Source organism: Myxococcus sp. AB056 (assembly GCF_006547365.1).
GTDB classification, from domain to species: Bacteria; Myxococcota; Myxococcia; order Myxococcales; family Myxococcaceae; genus Myxococcus; species Myxococcus virescens.
On the sequence record NZ_VHLB01000020.1, the window covers coordinates 86,610 to 107,003 of the forward strand.

16 protein-coding genes and 1 pseudogene are annotated in these 20,394 nt (G+C 70.4%); 10 read left to right on the plus strand and 7 right to left on the minus strand.

Annotated elements, in window-relative coordinates:
* Positions 1–7 precede the first annotated feature (7 nt).
* Positions 8–1,186, plus strand: coding sequence for a hypothetical protein (locus FMP39_RS12055; protein ID WP_141590052.1), 1,179 nt, complete (start codon positions 8–10; stop codon positions 1,184–1,186).
* Here the strand turns inward: FMP39_RS12055 and FMP39_RS12060 are convergent.
* The 4 genes from FMP39_RS12060 to FMP39_RS12075 form a co-directional block, all read right to left on the minus strand.
* Positions 1,174–2,814 (minus strand): HAMP domain-containing sensor histidine kinase, encoded by a 1,641-nt coding sequence (locus tag FMP39_RS12060; RefSeq protein WP_141590053.1) that lies wholly within the window; start codon positions 2,812–2,814, stop codon positions 1,174–1,176. The genes FMP39_RS12055 and FMP39_RS12060 overlap by 13 nt on opposite strands.
* Complete coding sequence (locus FMP39_RS12065; RefSeq protein ID WP_141590054.1) at positions 2,783–3,481, minus strand: response regulator transcription factor; 699 nt, start codon at positions 3,479–3,481, stop codon at positions 2,783–2,785. The genes FMP39_RS12060 and FMP39_RS12065 overlap by 32 nt, the downstream gene beginning before the upstream one ends.
* Positions 3,482–3,778: 297 nt before the next feature.
* Positions 3,779–4,612: a hypothetical protein gene (locus FMP39_RS12070; RefSeq protein WP_228557917.1), complete on the minus strand. Its 834-nt coding sequence runs from the start codon at positions 4,610–4,612 to the stop codon at positions 3,779–3,781.
* Between the two features lie 231 nt (positions 4,613–4,843).
* Positions 4,844–5,659 (minus strand): GNAT family N-acetyltransferase, encoded by an 816-nt coding sequence (locus FMP39_RS12075; protein WP_141590056.1) that lies wholly within the window; start codon positions 5,657–5,659, stop codon positions 4,844–4,846.
* 116 nt (positions 5,660–5,775) lie between these two features.
* On the opposite strand from FMP39_RS12075, the gene FMP39_RS12080 reads away from it, so the two are divergent.
* Entirely contained in the window at positions 5,776–7,428 is a 1,653-nt protein-coding gene (locus FMP39_RS12080) for a DUF692 family multinuclear iron-containing protein (RefSeq protein ID WP_228557918.1), read from the plus strand.
* A gap of 69 nt (positions 7,429–7,497) precedes the next feature.
* Entirely contained in the window at positions 7,498–8,136 is a 639-nt protein-coding gene (gene udk / locus FMP39_RS12085; protein ID WP_141590058.1) for a uridine kinase, read from the plus strand.
* On the opposite strand, the gene FMP39_RS12090 is transcribed toward udk, so the two are convergent.
* A complete protein-coding gene (locus FMP39_RS12090) occupies positions 8,137–9,168 on the minus strand; it encodes an alpha/beta fold hydrolase (protein ID WP_141590059.1) in 1,032 nt (343 codons plus the stop codon).
* 51 nt (positions 9,169–9,219) lie between these two features.
* On the opposite strand from FMP39_RS12090, the gene FMP39_RS12095 reads away from it, so the two are divergent.
* A complete protein-coding gene (locus FMP39_RS12095; protein WP_194858364.1) occupies positions 9,220–10,134 on the plus strand; it encodes a hypothetical protein in 915 nt (304 codons plus the stop codon).
* A gap of 13 nt (positions 10,135–10,147) precedes the next feature.
* Here FMP39_RS12095 and FMP39_RS12100 read toward each other — a convergent pair whose 3' ends face one another.
* Entirely contained in the window at positions 10,148–12,346 is a 2,199-nt protein-coding gene (locus FMP39_RS12100) for a PQQ-binding-like beta-propeller repeat protein (RefSeq protein WP_194858365.1), read from the minus strand.
* Positions 12,347–12,444: 98 nt separating this feature from the next.
* On the opposite strand from FMP39_RS12100, the gene FMP39_RS12105 reads away from it, so the two are divergent.
* From FMP39_RS12105 to FMP39_RS12130, 6 genes are all read left to right on the plus strand, one after another.
* Complete coding sequence (locus tag FMP39_RS12105) at positions 12,445–14,904, plus strand: HTH domain-containing protein (RefSeq protein ID WP_141590061.1); 2,460 nt, start codon at positions 12,445–12,447, stop codon at positions 14,902–14,904.
* 66 nt (positions 14,905–14,970) lie between these two features.
* Positions 14,971–15,888, plus strand: a complete 918-nt coding sequence (locus FMP39_RS12110; RefSeq protein ID WP_141590062.1) for a HEAT repeat domain-containing protein — start codon at positions 14,971–14,973, stop codon at positions 15,886–15,888.
* Positions 15,866–16,501, plus strand: a complete 636-nt coding sequence (locus FMP39_RS12115) for a hypothetical protein (RefSeq protein ID WP_141590063.1) — start codon at positions 15,866–15,868, stop codon at positions 16,499–16,501. The genes FMP39_RS12110 and FMP39_RS12115 overlap by 23 nt, the downstream gene beginning before the upstream one ends.
* Before the next feature lie 30 nt (positions 16,502–16,531).
* Complete coding sequence (locus tag FMP39_RS12120; RefSeq protein WP_141590064.1) at positions 16,532–17,536, plus strand: biotin--[acetyl-CoA-carboxylase] ligase; 1,005 nt, start codon at positions 16,532–16,534, stop codon at positions 17,534–17,536.
* A 13-nt stretch (positions 17,537–17,549) separates the two neighbouring features.
* Positions 17,550–18,320 carry a type III pantothenate kinase gene (locus tag FMP39_RS12125; protein WP_140863524.1) on the plus strand — a complete coding sequence of 257 codons (771 nt, stop codon included), beginning with the start codon at positions 17,550–17,552 and terminating at the stop codon, positions 18,318–18,320.
* Positions 18,317–19,450 carry a hypothetical protein gene (locus FMP39_RS12130; RefSeq protein ID WP_141590065.1) on the plus strand — a complete coding sequence of 378 codons (1,134 nt, stop codon included), beginning with the start codon at positions 18,317–18,319 and terminating at the stop codon, positions 19,448–19,450. The genes FMP39_RS12125 and FMP39_RS12130 overlap by 4 nt, the downstream gene beginning before the upstream one ends.
* Positions 19,451–19,501: 51 nt before the next feature.
* On the opposite strand, the pseudogene FMP39_RS12135 reads toward FMP39_RS12130, so the two are convergent.
* Positions 19,502–20,394: pseudogene (locus FMP39_RS12135) on the minus strand (hypothetical protein); the annotation flags it as partial.

Genomic DNA, 20,394 nt, shown 5'->3' on the forward strand with positions numbered 1-20,394 from the left:
TTCCGCCATGTGGACCGTACCGCTCTTCGTTGGACTCCTGCTGACCACGGCCGATGGCTCGGCCGCCAAGACTCCCTCCGGCACCGCCACCGTGCCGCTTCAGGAGCTGATTCCCCTCTACGCGCAGCGCCAGGCGGCTCCCGCTGAAGCACCTCCGATGGAGGCCCTGGTGAAGAGCCAGCTCAAGGGGCGGCTCACGGCGGATGCCCTCTTCGTGGACGGGCACTTCGACGTGGAGGTGCTCGCGGACGGACGCTGGACGCAGGTGCGCCTGCTCCAACTGGACGCGGACACGTACCCGGCCACGTTGCCCTCGCTGGAGGAAGGGAGCGTGGGCGTCGTCGACGGGTACCTCTGCCTGCTCACGCGGAAGGCCGGGCGCTACGTCTTCGACGTGGGCGTCTCCATCCGCTCGCCCGGTGCGGGGCCGGAGCGCCGGGCCCAACTGCGCTTCGGGCCCCACGCGTCCCCGGTGCCGCTGGCGCTGGAGGCGGACACGTCCGTCTTCACACTCACCGAGCCGCTGGCTTCGATGGGAGGCGAGTCCCACGCCGTCTATCCCGTGCAAGGGATGCTGCGCGTCGGCTGGCGCGCGGCGGTGGCTCGGGTGGCTCAAAGCCAGAAGCAGCAGGTGCGCCCGCCGCTCGAGCCGCGCATCACCGAGGCCACCGCGTCCTGGGTGTCCACGCTGGAAGGCCGAGCCACGCTGCGCGTCAGCTACGCGCTGAGCCTGGACCGCGAGCAGCCGCTGGAGCTGGTGCTTCCGGAAGGACACCGGCTGGAGCGCGTCACCCTGAATGCCATTCCCGTCCCCGTGGAGTCGGAGAACGGCACCCTGGCGTTGAAGGCCGCTCCGGCGCGGCTGGGAGAGACGGGCGGGACGCTGGAGGTGGTGCTGTCGCGAGAGCTGGGCGTGTTCCACCTCTCCGGCCGGTTGAAGCTGGCGTTGCCGCGAGTCTCCTGGCCGGTGGCGGAGCTCCGCGCACGCGCGCACTTCCCCGCGGTGTTCAACTACCGGCGCGAGGGCGGCAGCCTGGAGCAGTACGAGTCGACGGAAGCAGTTGCCGCGGAGGCGTCGGGCCTGCCCGGAAAGGCGCTGCACTTCCGCCAGTTCCTGGTGGCCGCGTCCTCGCCCACGCTGGAGCTGGGCTACTCCGTGGACATCTCCGACAGCTACTTCCGTTGAAGCCGGGGCACGGGCGCCACCACCGCGAAGGTGGTGCCCGTGTCGGAAGGAAGCAGCTCCAACCTCGCGTGGAAGGCGCGCAGCATGGACTGGGCAATCGTCAGGCCCAGGCCCGTGCCGCCGCGCTCGCGGGCGGTGGTGAAGAAGGCGTCGAAGATGCGCGCACGGTTGGACTCGGAGATGCCCTTGCCGCGGTCCTTCACCACCACGCGCACCAGGTCCGCCTCCGGGGCCTGCTCCACCGACAGGTCCACGCGGACGGTGTCGCCACCGTGCTGGCGGGCATTGGTGACGAGCTGCCACAGCACGTCGTCGAGCACCTCTTGCGGGAGGCTCACCTTCAGGCCCGCGGGTGGGGCCGTCACATGGATGTCCGTGGCACCGTCCGCGCGGGCGCGGAGGGCGAGCCCCTCCAACAGCGGGCCCAGCTCCACCTGCGCGGGCGTGGCCGTCATGGAGTCCGCCCGGGCCAGCTCCAGCAGGCGCTGCACCAGTCGGGTGAGCCGGCGGGCATCCGAATCCACGTTGGCGAGGAACCGCGCGCGTTGCTCGGGGGACATCGCGTCGGCGCTGTCGCGCAGCAGCTCCACCGCGCCTTGGATGGAGGCCAGCGGCGTCTTGAACTCGTGCGACACGTTGGCCGCGAAGGAACGGATGTACTGGTTCCTGTCTCGCAACGCGGTGGCCATGCCGGCCAGGGACTCGGAGAGCTCGGCCAGCTCGGCCACCACGGGGCGCGCCATGGGCTCGAAGCCCGAAGGGTCGCTCATGGCGATGGCGCGCGTCTGCTTCACCAGCGCGCGCACCGGCCGGCCCACCAGCGCGGCGGCGGCCAGCGACATCAGCGCCACCGCGCCGAGCAACACGAAGCCGGTGGCCGTGAGGTTCCACCGGTCCGCGTATGTCGCCTTGGCGAAGGTCATGGGCGTGCGCGTCAGCACCACCGCGCCCCAGACGCGATCGCCTTCCAGCACGGGGAGCGCCACCGTGACGCGGATGCCGGTGTCGCGGCTGAGCGACGCCAGCGGGGTGTCCTCGGGGTCGGCGACGCGGCGGCGCAGCACGCTGACGGGCTCGCCGCGCAGGGCCCGCTGGACCTCGGTTCGGTCCGCCAGCGTGGTCCACAGCAGGGCGGGGCTGCTGCTGGCCACCACCACGCCCTCGGTGTCCACCACGCGGATGCCGGCCAGCGTCGCCGCACGCACCTGTTCGAGCAGCGGCGTCAGTTGCAGTCCCGCCGCGTGTGACAGCGGCTCCGCGGGAACGCGCGAAGGCCGAGGCGTGTCGCCCGGCGGAAGGGATGCATCCGAGGCCCTGAGCGACGGGAGGATGGGGCGCAGGCGCGTGTCGTCGGGAATGGGGAAGGGCCAGGGAGCGGTGCGCTCGCGGCCGTATGCGCCCTCTGGCACGGTGGCGCGCAGCCGCTCGCGGAAGACCTCCGCGACCACCGCGCCCTGGGCAATCAGCTCCGACTCCGTCTGGCGGATGAGCTGGTTGTCGTAGACGCGCACGAAGGCAAGCCCCGCCAGCGTGAGGGCGAACCCCGCGATGCCCACGGCGGCGAACACCAGCCACAAGCGCGGGCGCGCGCGGCGCTCAGGGGAGGGCGAGCCGATAGCCAAGGCCATGCACCGTCTCGATGACGTCTCCGCCCGCGCTCGCGAACTTCTGCCGGACCCGGCGCACGTGGCTGTCGATGGTCCGGTCGCTGACCACCACGTCGTCGTAGACGTGGTTCATCAGCTCATCCCGGGTGAAGACCTTGCCGGGGACTCGGAGCAGCGTGGCCAGCAGATGGAACTCTGTCACCGTGAGCACGACTTCCGTGTCCTGCCACCACGCGCGCCAGCGCTCCGCGTCCATGCGCAGCGGCCCTCGGGACTGCATCCGCGCCGCAGGCGCTTCGGCTTCCGGGGCCGGCGCGGGCCGTGCGCGCCGGAGCACCGCCTTCACGCGTGCCACGAGCTCGCGCGGGCTGAAGGGCTTGGTGAGGTAGTCGTCGCCGCCGAGCTCCAGGCCCAGGATGCGGTCGACCTCGTCATCCCGCGAGGAGAGGAAGACGATGGGCAGTTCGTGCTTGCGCCGGACCTCACGGCACACGGCGAGCCCGTCCAGCTCCGGCATCATGATGTCCAGGACGATGAGCGCTGGGAGGGCGCGGTCGACCTGCGTCAGGGCGGCGCGGCCATCGGCGGCCTCATCCACCCGGAAGCCTCCCTGCTCCAGCGCGAAGCGGACGATTTCCCTCAGGTGAGGATCATCGTCGACGACCAGGACTGTGGGACGTTCGGCCACGGCTGCTCGGGAGGGGAGGGTTGCGACGACTGCCGCACTCTACACCCGCCCGGGCCAGGGAGACGGCCGGGGCGCAACCCCGGCCGTGACTACGACTACCGGCGTGAGCGCCGGCGGGGCCGCGGAATCGCAACCGCCGCGGCGACTAGGAGAACCACTGGAATGAACACGAGCATCGTCTGCGCCGTCACCTTCGCCCCCATCAAGGAAGTGCCGCTACTATGGCGGGCCGGTCTGACGTTGCGCTCGCGGCAATCCTGAAAACAGGTTTTGACGGGACGGTGACAGCGCCCGGCGTCAGATCAGCTCGCGGGTGATGACCTCGGAGCGTTCCTGGTCGTTCCAGGTGACCTTCCGGGTCTCCCGGCCGTTGAAGTAGATGGCCTCCCGGTCGTTGATGAGCTTCCGGATGGTGATGCGGGCAACGGACTGCTGCTCGTCCACGCCGTGGGTCAGCTCGTATCGGGCGACGTCATGGGGGAGCTCGCCCAGTCGGAGGCGGACCTCGCCCAGCATGTCCACGTAGTCCGCCAGCGCCTGCATCTGCCCCAGCGCGCGCCGCATCACCGTGCCCGTGCGCTTGCTGAGCACCCGGTCCCAGAAGAGGTAGCCCGCGCCCAGCGTGGCCGTGCTGGTGAAGAACATGAGGAAGGTGAGCGCCGGATCCAGGTACCGGTTCTGGGTGAGGCCCTGGTGCTTCGAGGCTTCCACCAGGATGTCCTTCATGGCCTCCACGGCCGTGCGGTGGGCCAGTTGCGTCCACTCCCGCGCATCCCGCTCCGCGCCCAGCAGCAGCCAGCAGAGGCCCAGGTGCAGGGCGATGAACGACAGCCGCGCCTTGTCGCGCTCGGTGCCCATGGCTTCCGTGAAGCAGCTTCGCGCGGACTTCAGCTGCTCCAGCTGTTCGTCGCGGGTGGCCTGAGGGGCGCGCACGGCCTCCAGGTGGAGCCGCCCGGCCAGGAAGGGACCTTCCTGCAGCGGCCGGACGTCGCGACGCAACCCGCGAAGGAGGGTGAGCTGTGCTTCGTGAAGGCCGAGGAGCGTCTCCAGCAGCGTGACCGCGGCGGGAGCCTGAGACCTGCCGCCCGCGTGCGGTGGAATCGCCAGGACGAGATCATCCCACTTGGCCATGTGCGGACTCCGTGTGGCTGGGCGATGCAAGACGTGCGGCAAGCCCCCTCACGGATCAGTCTGCCACAACCTCCACGCCATCGAAGAATGTGGGCCGCAGTTCATGCGGGAGCGGCATTCTTCAATGCGACGGAGCGGCTGGCTTTCAAGCTCGGTAGAAAAAGCCAGTCACTCTCTCGAAATGGCGTGAGTCTGTTTTTACTCCCCCGTGCCGAGCACCGTGTGTGTGGCTCAGCCCTGGCCCGGTGGAGGCGCCATGTACATGCGGAAGCGCGTCACCGGCCGGTAGCCCATGCGGGTGTAGACGGGCTCGCCTGCGCTCGTGGCGTGGAGGACGGTGCGCTCGGTGCCCCAGTCCTGATGGGCCTTCGCCAGCGCATGTCGCATCACGGCCTCGGCGGCACCTTGCCGGCGGTGTTGGGGCTGGGTCGCCACCAGGGCGACGTAGGCGGCGGCATCCACGCGCAGCACCACCGTGCTGGCCGCGGCCTCTTCGTCGCGGCACGCCACGAAGCCCTGGCAGTCCGGGGTGTAGAGCGTGTCCTTGTCAAAGGCTTCACGGCCGAAGTGGCGGGGGACGTCGTAGACGTTGGCGTTGATGTCGGCCACGGCCTGCCGGCCCCAGGTATCCGTGACGGGACGCACGGTGAACGGAGGCCGTGAGTGAATGGAGGGCGTCAGCCGGTCCGCCACCATGCCGGTGACGTCCATCTCGGACTTGAGCCCGTACCAGGCGAGGATGGATGGCGCGTTGTCGCGCACGGATGGCGCCAGCCAGTCGTCGCAGACGACGAAGCTCCAGCCATGTTTGCCGGCGGAGAAGTAGCGCGCCGCCGAGGCCGCCGCGGCCGCCAGCGCTTGTTCCGTGTCGACGGGCGCGCGCAGGAAGGCGGAGTTCATCATCGACCAGGCGACGTGGCAGGCGGTGATGTAGACCTCGGGGCGCTCCACCACTTCACCCGACTTGCTGCCCAGGGCGAACAGCCTCCAGGCTCCACGGTACTGCGCGTTGGACTCGTCTATCTCGACGCGTGAGGGGGCGGGCATCGCGGCTCCTGGGGTGAGGGGAATCGGCGAGCATACCCGACCTCGGGAGCGTTCATCGCGCCACTGCCCGGCAGTCGTGGGTGGCGGTGGACGCGGGGCGCGTCTACGTTGAGCGGATGACGCATGCGGTTTCCGAGACATGGACACTGCCCTGGCGGGGCCTGGGGTTGAGCAGCAACCTGAGCGTGGCGGACGTGCCGCAGCCCTACCGCTTGCTGGACGAGTCACCGGGCCTCTTCGACTACGTGGAGTACAGCGCGCCGCTCTCCCTGGAAGAGTCGAAGGCGCACGCCTCGCTGTTCCCGGAGATGTGGCGCCGTCGCCAGGACGTCCCGGTGCTCTTCCATCCCGTCCACCTCAACCTCTGGGGGCCCGCGCTGGAGCCCGTCCAGGCCTTGAGGGATTTGGACGCCCACGCGCGCGCCGTGGAGAGCCCCTGGGTGGGCAACGACGTGGGCTGGTGGCACGTGGATGGGCAGCCCTTCCCGGGCTACCTCTACTTCACGCCGCCCTTCAACGAAGCGGGCCTGGAGGCGTGCGTGTCCCACGCGCTCCATGTCCAGCAACACCTGTCCGTGCCGCTCGCGCTAGAGAACCCCGCGGTGCTCGCGCGGCGAGGGCAGTGGCATGTGCTCGACTTCATGGCGAAGCTGCACGCGCGCACCGGGGCGCCGCTGCTGCTCGACCTGGGGCACCTGCTCAGCCATCAGCTCGCCGCTGGCCTGCCGCTGCAGACGGGGCTGGATGGCTTTCCGCTCGACCAGGTCATCGAACTGCACATCGCCGGAGGCGTGGTGACGCACCGGGGGCCGCGCAGCTTCTACGTGGATGACCACACGCAGCCGGTGCGCGAGGAGCTGTTCGACCTGCTGGCCTCGTTGATTCCGCGTTGCCCATCGCTGCGCGCCGTCACCTTCGAGGGGGATGGCCACCCGCCCGAGGTCGCCCGGATGTCCTTGCGCCGCCTGCGCCAGTTGGTGCCCGCGGGAGCGCGTCCGCCGCTGACGTGGCGCGTACCGGCGGCTGTCGCGGCCGTGCCTCCGCTCACGGAGGACAGCCAGCCCTGGGCCTTGTTCGACGCGGGGTACGCCGCCGCGCCCGCGGCCTCCGTGGAGGACGAAGCGGGCACGCTGGCGGACCAGGACTTCCGCTTGGCCGTGGTCGCGGAGGTCCTGGACCGCGATTGGCCGCTCACCCGGTTGCTGCTCGCGGGCACGCGGGAGGGCCTGGCGGCCTTCACCGGCTCGAAGGAGTACCGGAAGCTCTTCGACTCCGTGGCGCGGACGCCCGGTCAGTCCTTCGCGTCCTGGGCCATGCGCCGCCTGCGCGAGTCACCGGATGAGGGGGCGTCGGCGGCGCTGACGCTGGAGATGCTGCTGCCGTCGCTGTTCACGCGGCGAGTGCCCGCGCCCGCGCCGGGGCAGGTGGGGTTGATGGAGGACGTGCGGGTCGGGTCGCTTCCCGTGGACCTGTCCGAGCTGGTCCATTCCGCCCGAGCCGTGCGCCGGCACCTCACGGCCCGTGCGTGGGCATGTGGCACGTTGGAGCTGTCCGGCCTGGATTCGCTGAACCAGGTGGCGCGCCGGCCCGGCCCGGGGCCCTGGTCCTTCGTCGCTCGGCGCAGGGCGGGAGGACCGGAGGTGATGTCCGTGCCCCCGGCCTTGGGTGAATTCCTGGGAATGCTCGCTGTGCGGCCCATGGCCGAGGCGGAGGTGGCCCCTGGGCTGCTGGAGGCGGCGAGGGCGCGAGGGCTGATCCGCCAGGGATAGCGGGAAGAATTGTCCGGGATTGGACCGAACCCTTGCGCAGGTCGCCCTGGTAAGATACGTCGCGCCCACATGGCGTCCCCCCTCGTCGTCGGAATCGCGGGCGGCACCGCGTCCGGCAAGACCACCGTTGCCCGCAAGGTACGCGAGGCATTGGCCGATTGCCGCGTGGCCTTCATCGATCAGGATTCATACTACCGGGACTTGAAGGACCTTCCGCTGGCGGACAGGCGTGAGGTGAACTTCGACCACCCGGATGCCTTCGACAGGGAGCTGCTCGTTCAGCACCTGCAAGCGCTGAAGTCCGGGCAGCCCATCCAGAAGCCCGTCTACGACTTCGTCACTTCGTCGCGCACGCCGCAGACGAAGAAGGTGGACCCCGGCGACATCATCCTCATCGAGGGCATCCTGGTGCTCCACATGAAGGAGGTCCGGGATGAGATGGACGTGAAGATCTACGTCGACGCGGACGACGACCTTCGCATCCTCCGGCGCCTCACCCGCGACATCAAGGACCGCGGACGCGACTTCGACCACGTGGTGAGCCAGTACCTGCGCCACGTGCGGCCCATGCACATGGGCTTCGTGGAGCCGTCCAAGCACTTCGCGGACATCATCATCCCGCACGGCGGCAACAACGAGATTGCCATCGGCATGCTGGTGGGCGCGCTTCGCGGCAAGCTCTCTGGCGCCGTGAATCGGGACGACTAGTCAGCAGCGCCGCAGGAAGTCGCTCAGCGGGCCATGGAGCCGCTCCGCGTCCTGGAGCAGTGCCGCGTGGTCCCCGGGCCCCGGCAGCTCGAGGAAACGGGCGCTCACGCCCGCGGCGCTCAGCAGGTGGTAGGTGTCACGCACCCGGTTCACCGGGGCCATGGCATCCGACGTCCCCGTCACCAGGAGCACTCGCGCACGGATTCGCGAGAAGCCGTCCGACACGTCGCTGCCCGCGTACGCCGAGCACAGCGACGCCCAGGACACCGCGTCGAAGGCGTCCGCGAAGGCATCCGCTTCCGCCTCCAGCGCGGCGCGGGCCGCTTCGGGGGCCGGGTACGCGGAGGCCAGGAACTCACGCCCGCAGAGCAGCTTCAGGAAGTCCAGACGCAGCTTGCGCATCGTCTTTCGCGGCGGCGCGTCCAGCGCGTAGAGGCCGTCCCGGTAGTCCGGGTCCGCGCGCAGCACCTGCCAGGACAGGCCCAGCTTTTCGCGCACGCCTTCGGGCAGCGCGCGCGCCGCGCCGATGGCCACCACGCCCTCGGCCAGGTCGGGGAACAGTGACGCCACTCGCAGCGCCACATGGGCGCCCAGGCCCACGCCCACCAGCGCCCGCACGTGCGTCAGTCCCCGCGCGCGCAGCGTGGCCGACACGGCGCGCGCCATGTCCTGCACCGTGAGCGGCGGCAACTCGAGCCCCCAGCGTTCACCCGACGCGGGATTCACCGTCGCGGGCGACGTGCTGCCGAAAGGGCTGCCGAGCAACCCGGGAGAGAAGACGGGGGTGATGGCGGGGTCCAACGCGAGATTCGTCCCCACCAGGGCGCGTCCCCAGCCGGAGGGCTGGTATGCCGAGTCCTCCGGCGGGCCCAACGCGAGGTGCGAATGCGCGAGGTCGTGCAGCAACACCACCGCTTTGCCGTCTGATGGTTCTCCGTAGGCCGCCCACGCCACCTGGGGATTGCCCAGCAGCTCTCCTTCCTCCAAGGGAAGGGGCGTGGTGAACAGGTGGGTCCCGGTGGCCTGGATCACGTTGGGGATTTTTCATATCACTGCCGGGACAAAGGCACAGGAGACTGCCGCGTGAAGCGCTACTTCGGAGTCATCGTCATCGTCGCGGGTGTGCTGCTGGCCGCCGTCATGAGCTATCGCAGCGCGAGCGGTCGCGCGCTGGAGGCTCAGCGGGATGCGGATCAGCAACGGATTCACGCGGAGTACCTCGAACGCGTGGGCTGGATGCGCGCCAACCCGGACGAGGCCAGCTACCGTGATGAGTTGAAGCCCTTCTTCAAGAACTACTTCGAGCAGGTGGACGCGCATCTGGCGCGTTTCAAGGGGAACACGAAGTTCGACGACTACCTCCTGGAGCTGGAGAAGCGCGAGGAGAGTGGCGCGAAGGACGACCGCGCCAAGGACCGCAAGGCCTTCTACGAGTACACGCGCAAGACGTTCGACAGCCTGCGCGAGGGCCGTTACCGCCCGGTGTGGTCGGCCACGGACAAGGGCATGCGCCTGGACATCATCTCCTCCGACGTGGTGATGGTGCTGGGCAAGCCGCAGATCCGCCTGCAGTTGGCGGTGTGGGGCGCGCAGCGCGTGCTCAAGGATGACGGCAAGGTGCTGAAGATGATGACCAGCGCCACGTTCGACACGGTGTGGAAGCTCACGGACGCGAAGGGGAAGCTGCTGGGCGAGATGCGCGGCGCCGACCCGTCCATGAAGATTGACCACCCGGAGCGCTTCGTCCGCGCGTTCCCCCCGCAGATGGTGCTGGGCCATTACGACCTGGACCTGCTCCCGAACGAGGTGGCGAAGGTGGAGATGACCATCAACCTCTCCTCCAGCGCGGCGTCGGGCGGTACGGCGACGTCCACCTACGTGTGGAAGCTGGACGTGCCGTCGGAGTGGAAGCTCGGCGCTGGCGAGACCTGGGAGGGTGCCACCCAGGAAGAGCGGCCCGAGGAGGAGATCGACCCGTCGAAGGCCGCAGCGAACTAGGCCTTCGCGGGGGTTACTCCACCACCGTGAAGTGAGAGCCGAGCCGGTACGCGGACAGCGTGCCGGCGTCGTCCAGGAAGTAGAGGTTGAGGCGCACGTCGGCCTGGAGCGCGACGAGCCCCACGCCGGCCTGGACCTCCGCGAGCACCTGCCCGCCGCGGGGGTCCACGGCACGGACGCGCTCCCCCGGCACCAGCGTGATGTCGCGCGCGGTATGGGCGGGGAGCGCGTTGATGAGCGGCTCGCCCGCGGCGCCCACGCGCCAGTCCACCGTGCCGGATGCGGCCACCCGGGTGGCGGCGCCCGAGGCGCTCGTCACCACGACCGCGCGAGGGAGGGACGCCAACGCAAAGGGGCCAGGGCCCAGGTTGAGCGGGCGCTCCCAGAGGCGTCGGCCCTTCGTGTCCAGGCAGAGCAGGATGCCTTCGCGCTCGCGCTCTCCGGCGATGAACACCCGCGAGCCCACGGGCAACGGCGCGGACAGGTGGGACAGGTTCGGCTCATACGTCCACACGGATTCGCCGGTGTGCGCATCCGCGAGCAGCACGGCCCAGTGCGAGCCGCGGCCCAGCATGGCCAGGAAGCGCCGGCCCCAGGCCACCGGGGGCCCGTGGAACGGCATGGGCGCGCGCATGCGGTAGCGGACCTGTCCATCTTCCAGGTCGAGCCCATAGAGGTAGCCCGAGTCCGTGCCCACCAGCGCGCGGTGTCCCTGGGTGGCCAGCCAGCTGCGCTGGGTGCGCGGCGGCGCCAGGCGCCAGACCTCGCGGCCCGTGGCCTCCGCAAAGGCGACGACGGTGCGGTCCTCGGACAAGGTGAGCAGCAGGCCGTCCTTGCGCAGCAGCAGCGGGCCCAGCGGGATTCCGTCGTGGTCATGCAGCCAGCGCGCGCCACCGCCCCGGCCCGTGAAGCCGTAGACGCGCGCGATGTCCGCCGCCACCGCGTGGCCATCCGCCGACGCGGCCACGCCCAACGCCGCGGCGCGCTTCCACAGCAGTTCTCCGTCCTTGCGGGAGAATGCGGAGGCCAGGTGCGGCGCGCAGTACACCGGTCCGTGCCGGCCAAGCAGCAGCCGCGATTCCTCCGCGTCCGGCAGGCCGCGCTTCTCCCACAGCTTCGCGAAGCGCAGCCGGCGCAAGCGGCCGGGGACCTTCAACGGCCGTGACGTGCCCTGGCCCGTGGCGCGGGCCTTCTTCTCGCGGGCCGCGCCCTTGGCCTCGGGGGGCTGCACGGGGCCTCGCAGGTGCGAAAGGCCCTCGCGGCAGCGCTCCGCCAGCTCCATCCGGTACGGGTTGGCCACCAGCGCGTGGTCCGCTTCCGCGAAGGCCGCGGCCAGGGACTCGCCCAGGTGGAAGAGGGCGGCGGCGAGCACGGTGCCCGTGAGCGGGAAGGGCGCCCCGGTGCGTCCCGCCTTCGCCTGGCCCGACTTCAGGTCGACCAGGAGCGAAGGCTTCGCGCCCGCGGGGGCCAGTTCGAAGCGGCTTTCGCCCAGTTCCACCGCGCGCGCCAGGTCCACCGCTTGTCGCGACAGCTCCAGCGTCGTCAGGAACGGCGGGCCGGGGACGCGCCAGGCCTCGGGCTTGCCGGGCAGCGACAGCCAGACCTCGCCCGCTGCCAGCAGGGGCGCGAGCAGTCCGGCCGTCCCCCGCGCGGCGCCACGGCCCATGGGCGCCCCGGCGTTCCGGAGCTCGAAGCCGAAGCCCGGGATTTCCGTGGGCTCCACGCGCCGGGTGGCGGGCCGGGCCGGCGCCTCGTCAGGAGGACGGGCGGGCCGGTTCAGGCCCTTCAGCGGCTCCTTGAGGGCCTGCCCCACGGTGGTGGCGAGCGCCTTGGGCCCAGCCCGGGTGACGTCGGCGAGGAATCGCTCGCCGGCCTCGCGGACCGCCTCCACCAGTTCCTCCAGCTCCACCCGGACGGGCGGGCGCATCAGCCGGGCAGGGCGGGAGAGGTTGGCCACGAGCAGCTCCACCTCCGGCCCCATGCGGCGGAGCACCAGCTCCAGGTGGGCCTCGGGCAGGGAGACCTGGGCCAGTTTCTGACGTCCACCCGCGAGCGCCGCAACTGAGCGCACCAGGGAGGGGACGACTTCTGCTAGAGACTCCTCCACGGCCCCGGACAGAAGGTCCACCCCGTCCAATTCCAGTGCGATGGAATCGAGCGGGGAAGCCGCGGGTTCGCGTTTCCAGCGCTGTCCGATGCGTATGCGGGTCATCTTGCGTTCGTTGACAAGCCAGTTTAGCGATGGCTAGCATCCGCCGCCTATACGGACCTACATTTTTGTAACCGTTCGGAATTCCTGGGGAATACTCGATGACATTCTACGAGGCCGCGCTCCGCATCCTGGAGAGCGAAGGTCGTCCCCTCCACTTCCTTGAAATTACCGAGAAGTCCATCCAGCAGAGCCTGCTCTCCCACGTGGGCAAGACGCCTGAGGTGACGATGCTGTCGCGCCTCGCAGCCATGGCGCGCCGCACGCGGGATCGCAAGGTACTTGTGACGGCGAAGGATACCTTCGCGCTGGTTGACTGGTCGATTCCCGAGGACGTCGAGGCACTGGCTCAAACCGGCGTGGTGGAGCCGCATCCTGAAGAAGAACTGCCGCCGCTGCGTCCGCCGGAGCGTCACCCGGAGCCGCGCACGGACAACGTGCGGGTCGCGGGGCGTGGCAGCGACCGCAAGCGCCGCCGCGACGAGGACGAGGAGCGTGGCGGTCGCCGCAAGCGCTTCCCGCCGCTGCCCGAGGTGGTGTTCGAGATTCTCAGTGAGTCGGACATCGGGCTGCGCACCGAGCAGATCATCGAGCGCGCCCGGGTCAAGGAGCTGTGCGCCGAGGACACCACGGTGGAGGCGGTGCTCACCGCGCTGCTGGAGGACAACCAGCGTCGCATCGACGCGGGCCGCCGGCCGCAGTACGCCTTCAGCAAGGACTCTGGAGAGGTGTCGCTGGAGCGCGCTGGCGCCCCGAGCGAGGCCCCGCCGCTGGAGCTCCAGGCCGCGTTCGCGCAGGCGCTGGGCATCCCGCTGGAGGCCGGCCGTCCGGTGCTGGGCAAGCCGGCTGCCGCGGGCGAGGCCCCTGCGGATGCCGCGCTGGTGTCCACGCTGCGCGCCGCGCTCAAGGACGCGCGCCGCTCCGTGGCGCGTGGGCTGCGCAAGCGCCTGGGCGAGCTGGACGTCGGTACGTTCGAGAAGTCCGTCGTGAAGATGATGCACGGCCTGGGCTTCCGCGAGCTGAAGGTGGCCAAGCGGTCCAAGGAAGGGCCCTTGCTCACGGCTCGCAAGCGCGAGGGCAGCGTGGAGCTGCGCTACGCGGTGCGCATGCTGAAGGGCACCCCCGGCATCGACCGCAAGTCGGTGCAGGAGCTGCGGCGTGACCTGGGCCACTATTCGGCGCAGGTGGGCCTGTTGGTGAGCGCGGGTGACGTGCGCGGTGATGCGCGCACCGAGGCGCAGGCCAATGGTTCGCTGGTGATGCTCTGGTGCGGCGACGCGCTGGGCGAGAAGTTCCTGGAAGCGGAGACGGCCGTCTCCGTCACGCAGGTCGCGCTGTACGAGGTCGACGAGAAGTTCTTCGAGGCCGCGAAGCTGGATGCCGAGGAGGCCCAGAAGCGCCGCGAGGAGCGTCAGCGCGAGAAGCAGGCCCGGGAGGGCGAGGAGCCCACCGAGGCCGCGGCGCCGGCGGAGCGCGAGCGCCCGCGTGAGAAGCGCCGCCGTGAGCGTGAGTCGCGCGAGGCCCGCGAGGCTCGTGAAGCCGAGGCCACCGCGGGGGCTTCCACGGAGGAGGCTTCGGCTGCTCCCGCCGGGGATGCGCGTGAAGCCGCTCCGATTCCGGCCGCGCCGGTCCTGCAGGGCCGCGAGGACGATGAGGAGGGCGACGACGAGGACGGGGATGATGACGACCTCGAGGCCGCCAGCGCTTTCGTGGGTGGTGTGCGTCCCGATGGAACTCCCGCGGAGGCCGGTGCCGAAGGGGCACAGGGTGACCGCAAGCGCCGCCGCCGTCGTCGCCGGGGCCGTCGCGGCCGTGGCAGCCGCGCGGGTGAGGCCGGTGCCACCGGAGCTCCTGGTGAGGCGGGGGCTGCAGGAGAGGCCGCCGCCGCGGGTGAGGCGGGGACTGCAGGAGAGGCCGCCGCCGCGGGTGAGGCCGGCGCTTCGGTCGCGGGTGAGGCGGGCGCTTCCGTTGCTGGGGTTGTTGGTGTCGCCGCTGACGAGGCCGGAGCCTCGGCTGCGGGCACTGACGGAGAGGCGGCTGCCGGGGGCGTCGCTGGAGAGACGACTCCTGTCGATGCCGCCGGTGTGTCGGCTGCCGGATCCGGTGTGACGGGAGGCGAGTCTCCTGCTGCCAACGGTGCTGGCGAGGCACCTCCCGTCTCCGAGTCGGTCGATTCACGCGCTGACGGTGGCGAGGGCTCGGCTGCTGCCCCAGGTGCCGCATCGGGCGAAGCGATTGCCTCGGCGGGTGGCGTTGCCGGTTCCGAGGCAGCCTCCGGCGAAGCGGCATCCGCGTCCGTGGGCGTCGCCACGCAGGCAGATGTGCCCGGGACTGTTCCTTCCGAGGGAACGTCATCGGCTGCTCCGACTTCGGGGCAGACGCAGGCGGGCGTGCTGGACGGCTCGGCGGGCGAAGTGGCCTCTGGTGCCGCGACGACGACGTCTTCTGGCGTCGTGGAGGGCGCGCAGGCCAGCGAGCCTGCTTCCTCTCCCACCGACGGTGAGCCGTCCGCTGACTCGTCCGAGCCCCCCAAGGGGCCGTCCGGGGAGCGCGATAGCTGACGCAGCACTCCAGGAGGTGAGGGATTGGTCGGCGCCGTCGCTCTCCAGGTGTTACCCTGGGGAGCGATGAAGCCGGTCCTGTTGCTCGCCTCCTGCGTCGTCCTGCTGCTCGGTGCCTGCCGGTGGCAGTCGCCGCGCTACCCGGTGGCGCCGGTGGAACTCTCCGGAGCCACCCTGCGGGACAACGCCCTGCTGGGACTGGCTCCCGAGGGCGTGGCCACGCTCTTCACCGCCGCCCTGAAGGACTCCGGCCGTTTCGAGCAGAAAGGCGCGGAGGCGCCGCGTGAGGAGCGGCCCTGGCGCATGACGCTGGACGTGCCCTTCACCCGCGAAGTGCTGAAGGACGGTGACCCGCGCAGCTTCGCCGAAGTGGGCGCCAACCTGGTCCTGGAGCGCTTCGGTGGGAGTCTGCCTCAGCGCTACGAACTGGTCGGGCTCGGAGAGGCGCCCGTCGAGGAGGACTCGCCCGCGGGACGGCAGATGGCCATGCGCACGGCGCTGACCAACGTGCTGCGCCAGGTGACCGAGTCCGCCGTCATGCAGTTGACGGCGCTGGACCGCTCCGATGAAGCGCTGGTGCTGGACCTCAAGGCCACGGACTCGCGGGTGCGGGAGTTCAGCCTGCGCACGCTGGCGGAACGGCAGCACCCGGCGGCCGCGCCGCTGCTCATCGACCGGCTCAAGGAAGTGACCGACGCGGAGACGGTGCGCAGGACGATGGGCTCGCTCGTGGAAATGAAGGCGCGAGTCGCCGTGCCCGTGCTCATCGACCTGGCGCGTGGCCGTGACCTGGGCTTCGTGCAGGAGATTGTCTTCGCGGTGGGCGAAATCGGTGGCCCGGAGGCGGAGGCCTATCTCTACACGATGGCGCAGGGGCACGATGCGCCCGCCGTCCAGGCCGCCGCGCAGCAGGCGCTGGACACGCTCTACGCATCACGTAAGCACTCACCTGCGGAGGCGCGTGGCCCCGGCCGCGCGGACTGACATCGACATGAAGCGTTCATTCGGCATGGGCGGGGCCGCGGTGCTGGCGGCCCTGGTGCTGGGCACGGGCTGTTCCAAGAACGTCGACGCGGCGGCGGGGGCGAGCGCTGGCACCGATGACGTGTCCGCGTACTACCCGCTCGCGGTGGGCAACAGCTGGACCTACCGGATCAACGGTCGCGACGACAAACAAGTCACCGTGGAGATTCTCAAGGAAGAGGCCGGCGTCTTCCATGACAGCCAGGGCGGTCAGCTCTCGCTGGACGGCTACGGCTTGAGAGATCCCAAGCGCTACCTGCTGCGCGGCCCGGTGAGGACCGGGCACGCGTGGACGAACGTGGTGTCCGTGTCCTCCACGGAGCGCTACCGTATCGTCCAGGCGGGGGACTCCTGTGAGACGCCCGCGGGCACCTTCCCGAGCTGTGTCCAGGTGGAGGGCCGCAACCGGGTGGACGCCAAGGCCACGCTGGTGAACACGATGACGTTCGCGCCTGGCGTCGGCATGGTGCGCATCGAAATGGCCGTGGAGACCAACGGCCAGCTGATGCCGCAGACCTCCTTGGAGCTGACGGCCTGGCAGCTCCGGGACGGCGCGGCGCCGCCTTCGGGCTGATACGGTGGAGACTCTCCACGAGGTGCCGCTGTGGCCGCCAATGCGAACGAGCAGACCCAGGAAGAGCTCATCCTGAGCTTCCTGTCGGAAAGCGGGGGCGATTACACCTCCGGTGAGGCGCTCTCCAGCAAGCTGGGCCTGTCGCGCACGGCGGTGTGGAAGCACGTGGAGGCCCTGCGCGCGAAGGGGTACCGCATCGAGGCGGTGTCCGCGCGAGGCTATCGGCTGGTGGAGGTGCCGGACCGGCTCACCTCGCTCGAGGTGGGCCCGCTGCTGGACACCCACGACCTGGGCCGCACCATCCACCACCACGAATCGCTGCCTTCCACCAACGAGAAGGCCTTCCGCCTGGCCCAGGACGGCGCCAGGCACGGTGAGGTCGTGGTGGCCGAGCAGCAGACCGCGGGCAAGGGGCGCCGGGGCCGCACCTGGGTGTCCCCGCCGGGCCTCAATCTCTACTTCTCCGCCATCCTCCGTCCGGGCCTGCCGCCCCAGCGCGCGCCGGAGCTGACGTTGGTGGCGGCCGTGGCGCTGGCGGAGTCGCTGCGCGACGCGGGCGTGGAGGCCGCCATCAAGTGGCCCAACGACGTCCACATCGACGGCCTCAAGGTCGCGGGAATCCTCACCGAGCTGTCCGCCGAACCCGAGCGCGTGCACTTCGTCATCGTGGGCGTGGGGGTCAATCTCAACTCCCAGGCCGAACACTTCCCGGAGGAGCTGCGGGCCACCGCCACGTCGTTGTCCCTGGCCCTGGGGCAGCGGGTACACCGGGCTCGCTTCGCCGCGTCGCTCTGGACGCGGCTGGAGGAGTGGTTGGACCTCTACCTGGACACGGGCTTCGACGCGGTGCGTGCCCGCTGGAAGGCGCTGTCCTCCACGCTGGGGCAGGACGTGCTGGTGCGCACTGACCGGCAGGAGCTGCGGGGACGGGCCGAGGACATCGACCCATCCGGGGCGCTGCTGGTTCGGACGGCGGAGGGCTCGCTCGAACGCGTGTTGGCGGGCGACGTGGAGCAGCTGCGCCCACGGCGGTAGAGTGCGCGGTGTGATGCTCCTGGCCATCGACGTCGGCAACACCAACACCGTGCTCGGAGTGTTCGAGGGCCGGCGCCTGCTCGACCACTGGCGCGTGGAGACCAGCACGCGCCGCACCTCGGATGAGTACGGCATCCTGGTCCGGCAGCTCTTCACCCATCGCGGCATCGACCCGATGAAGGTGACAGCGGTCGTCGTCTCCAGCGTGGTGCCGCCGCTCCAGTCCAACCTGGAGAAGATGAGCGAGCGGTACTTCCGCGTCCGCCCCATGTTCATCGGGCCCGGCGTGAAGACGGGCATGCCCATCCTCTACGACAACCCCCGGGAGGTGGGCGCGGACCGCATCGTCAACGCGGTGTCCGCCTACGAGCGGCACCACGCCGGCGTGGTGGTCGTGGACTTCGGCACCGCGACGACGTTCGACGCGGTGTCGCCGAAGGGGGAGTACCTGGGGGGCTGCATCTGCCCCGGCATCAACATCTCCATGGAGGCGCTGTTCCAGAATGCCTCCAAGTTGCCGCGCGTGGAGTTCGCGCGGCCACCGCATGTCATCGGGCGCAACACCGTGCACTCCATGCAGGCCGGACTCGTCTACGGCTACGTGGGCATGGTGGACGGCATCTGCGCCCGCATGCAGGCCGAACTGGGCTTTCCGGTGAAGGTCGTCGCCACCGGGGGGCTCGCGTCGCTGGTGGCCAGCGAGTCCAAGGCCATCCACCAGGTGGATGAGTTCCTCACGCTCGAGGGCCTGCGCATCATTTACGGAAGGAATCACGCGTCATGACCACTGCCGCTCCCAACGCCGTCCCGGCGCCGCCGCCGGGCTGTCCCTTCGATGCGGAGTTCCTGCCGCCCAACCTGCGCAAGCACGTGGACCCCGCGGCGCCGGTGCCGCTGCGGATGATGGCGGCGAAGTCGCTCGTTCCGCTCAGCCCGTCCGACATGGTGGGCGCGCTCTACATGCTCACGTTCGACCCGGACGCGAACGTGCGCGAGACGGCCGCGAAGACGGCCACGGGGCTGCCGGACCGGATCCTGGGCTCCGCGCTGCGTGACGAAGAGGTGCAGCCGCCGGTGCTCGGCTACCTCCTGGGGCTCGTGAAGGGCAACGAGGCGTACGCGGAGATGCTGGTCCTCAACGCCAGCACGCCGGATGACGCGGTGGCGGACGTGGCGAAGGACTGCAGCCCGAAGCTGGCGGAGATCATCGGGCAGAACCAGCTCCGCCTGCTGCGCCACGAGGACATCCTCCGGAACCTCTGCGCCAACGCGAGCGCGCCGGTGTCGCTCATCGACAACGTCTGCGACTTCGCGGTGCGCAGCGGGCTGACACTGATGGACGTGCCGCAGATGAAGGCCGCGCGCGTGCGCGTCTTCGGCCCCGAGGCCGCGGAGGCGCCCCCGCCGCAGGGCCCCACCGCGGAGGAGGTGCTCCAGGAGTTCCAGGAGGCCGCGGACGAATCGGCCGCGCCCATGGAGGAGGGCAAGCGCCTGACGCTGGCCCAGCGGGTCATGCGCATGTCCATCGCGGAGAAGATCAAGCTGGCCACGCTGGGCAACAAGGAAGCCCGCACCGCGCTCATCCGCGAGACGAACAAGCTGGTGGCGGTGGCCGTCATCCGCAGCCCGCGCATCACCGACGGTGAGGTGCTTTCGTGCGCCGCCAACCGCGCGATGATGGATGACGTGCTGCGCGTCATCTACAACAACCGCGAGTGGACGAAGAACCACAAGGTGAAGATGGCGCTGGTGAAGAACCCCAAGGTTCCGCTCACCGTCACCATGAAGTTCCTCAACTCGTTCCGCGACGCCGAGCTGAAGGACCTCAGCCGCGACAAGAACGTGCCCGCGGCCGTGCAGGGCTTCGCGAAGAAGCTGCACGAGAAGAAGACGACCCCGAAGAAGCAGGGGTAGGGGCAGGCTGTGCCCCGGGCTCGGGAGGCCCGGGGAGCGCGGCCCGTGCGACTAGGCCGCGGCTTCGCTGGCGTCGTCCGCCACCGAGGACGCGGGCTCGTCCAGGAGCTGCTGCGCGATGACGAGCGCCTTCTTCGTCTTCTCGCGCAGCTTCTCCTCGTTCTTGATGCGCGCGTAGAGGCGCGTCACGCGCTCCTCGTTGCGGGCCGTGGCGGCCTCCAGCTCGGCGATGCGGCCGCGCAGTTCGTCGGCCTCCGCGCTGGCGCGGCTGCTCTGCTCGGACAGCTCTACCTGGGCCTGGCCCAGCTGGACGCGCAGGTCCTCGGCCTCATGCTGCGCGGCCTGGACCTCCGCCTCCAACTGCCCCGCGCGAGCGCGCAGATCCTCCAGCTCCGCGGCGTAGGCATGCGCCTGGGCCTGGTGCTGGTCCAGCTCCGTCTGCAGCGCGGTGAGCTGCGCGGACGCGCCCCGGGCCTCTTCCTTGGCGGCGGCCAGCTGCTGGTCCACGCGCTTGCGGTCCGTGGCGAGCGACTCCGCCCGGGCGGTCAGCGTCTTGAGCTGGGCGTCGCGCTGGGCGAGTTCGGACTCGGCGGTGCTGGCCTTCTGCTCCAGCTCCAGGCTCTGGTCCTTGAGCTCGATGATCTCCTGGTCCTTCTGATTCAGCTCCGTCTTGAGGCGGAGGATCTCCTTGTCCTTCTTGTTGGCCGCGTCGCGGAGGGCGAAGGTGTCCTTGTCGTTCTTCCCCGAGGACGCCCGGGCCGCCTCCAGCTCCGTGGCCTGGCTCTCCAGCTGCGCCTCCAGGTCACGCACGCGCTCCTCGGCGTGGGACGCCGCACCACGCGAGTCATCGAGCTCGGCCTGCAGTTCGGCCACCTTCGTGCGCAGGCTGCGCAGCTCCGCGGCGTCGGCCGCGGGCGCCACCGCGACGGGCGGCGGGGCAGGGC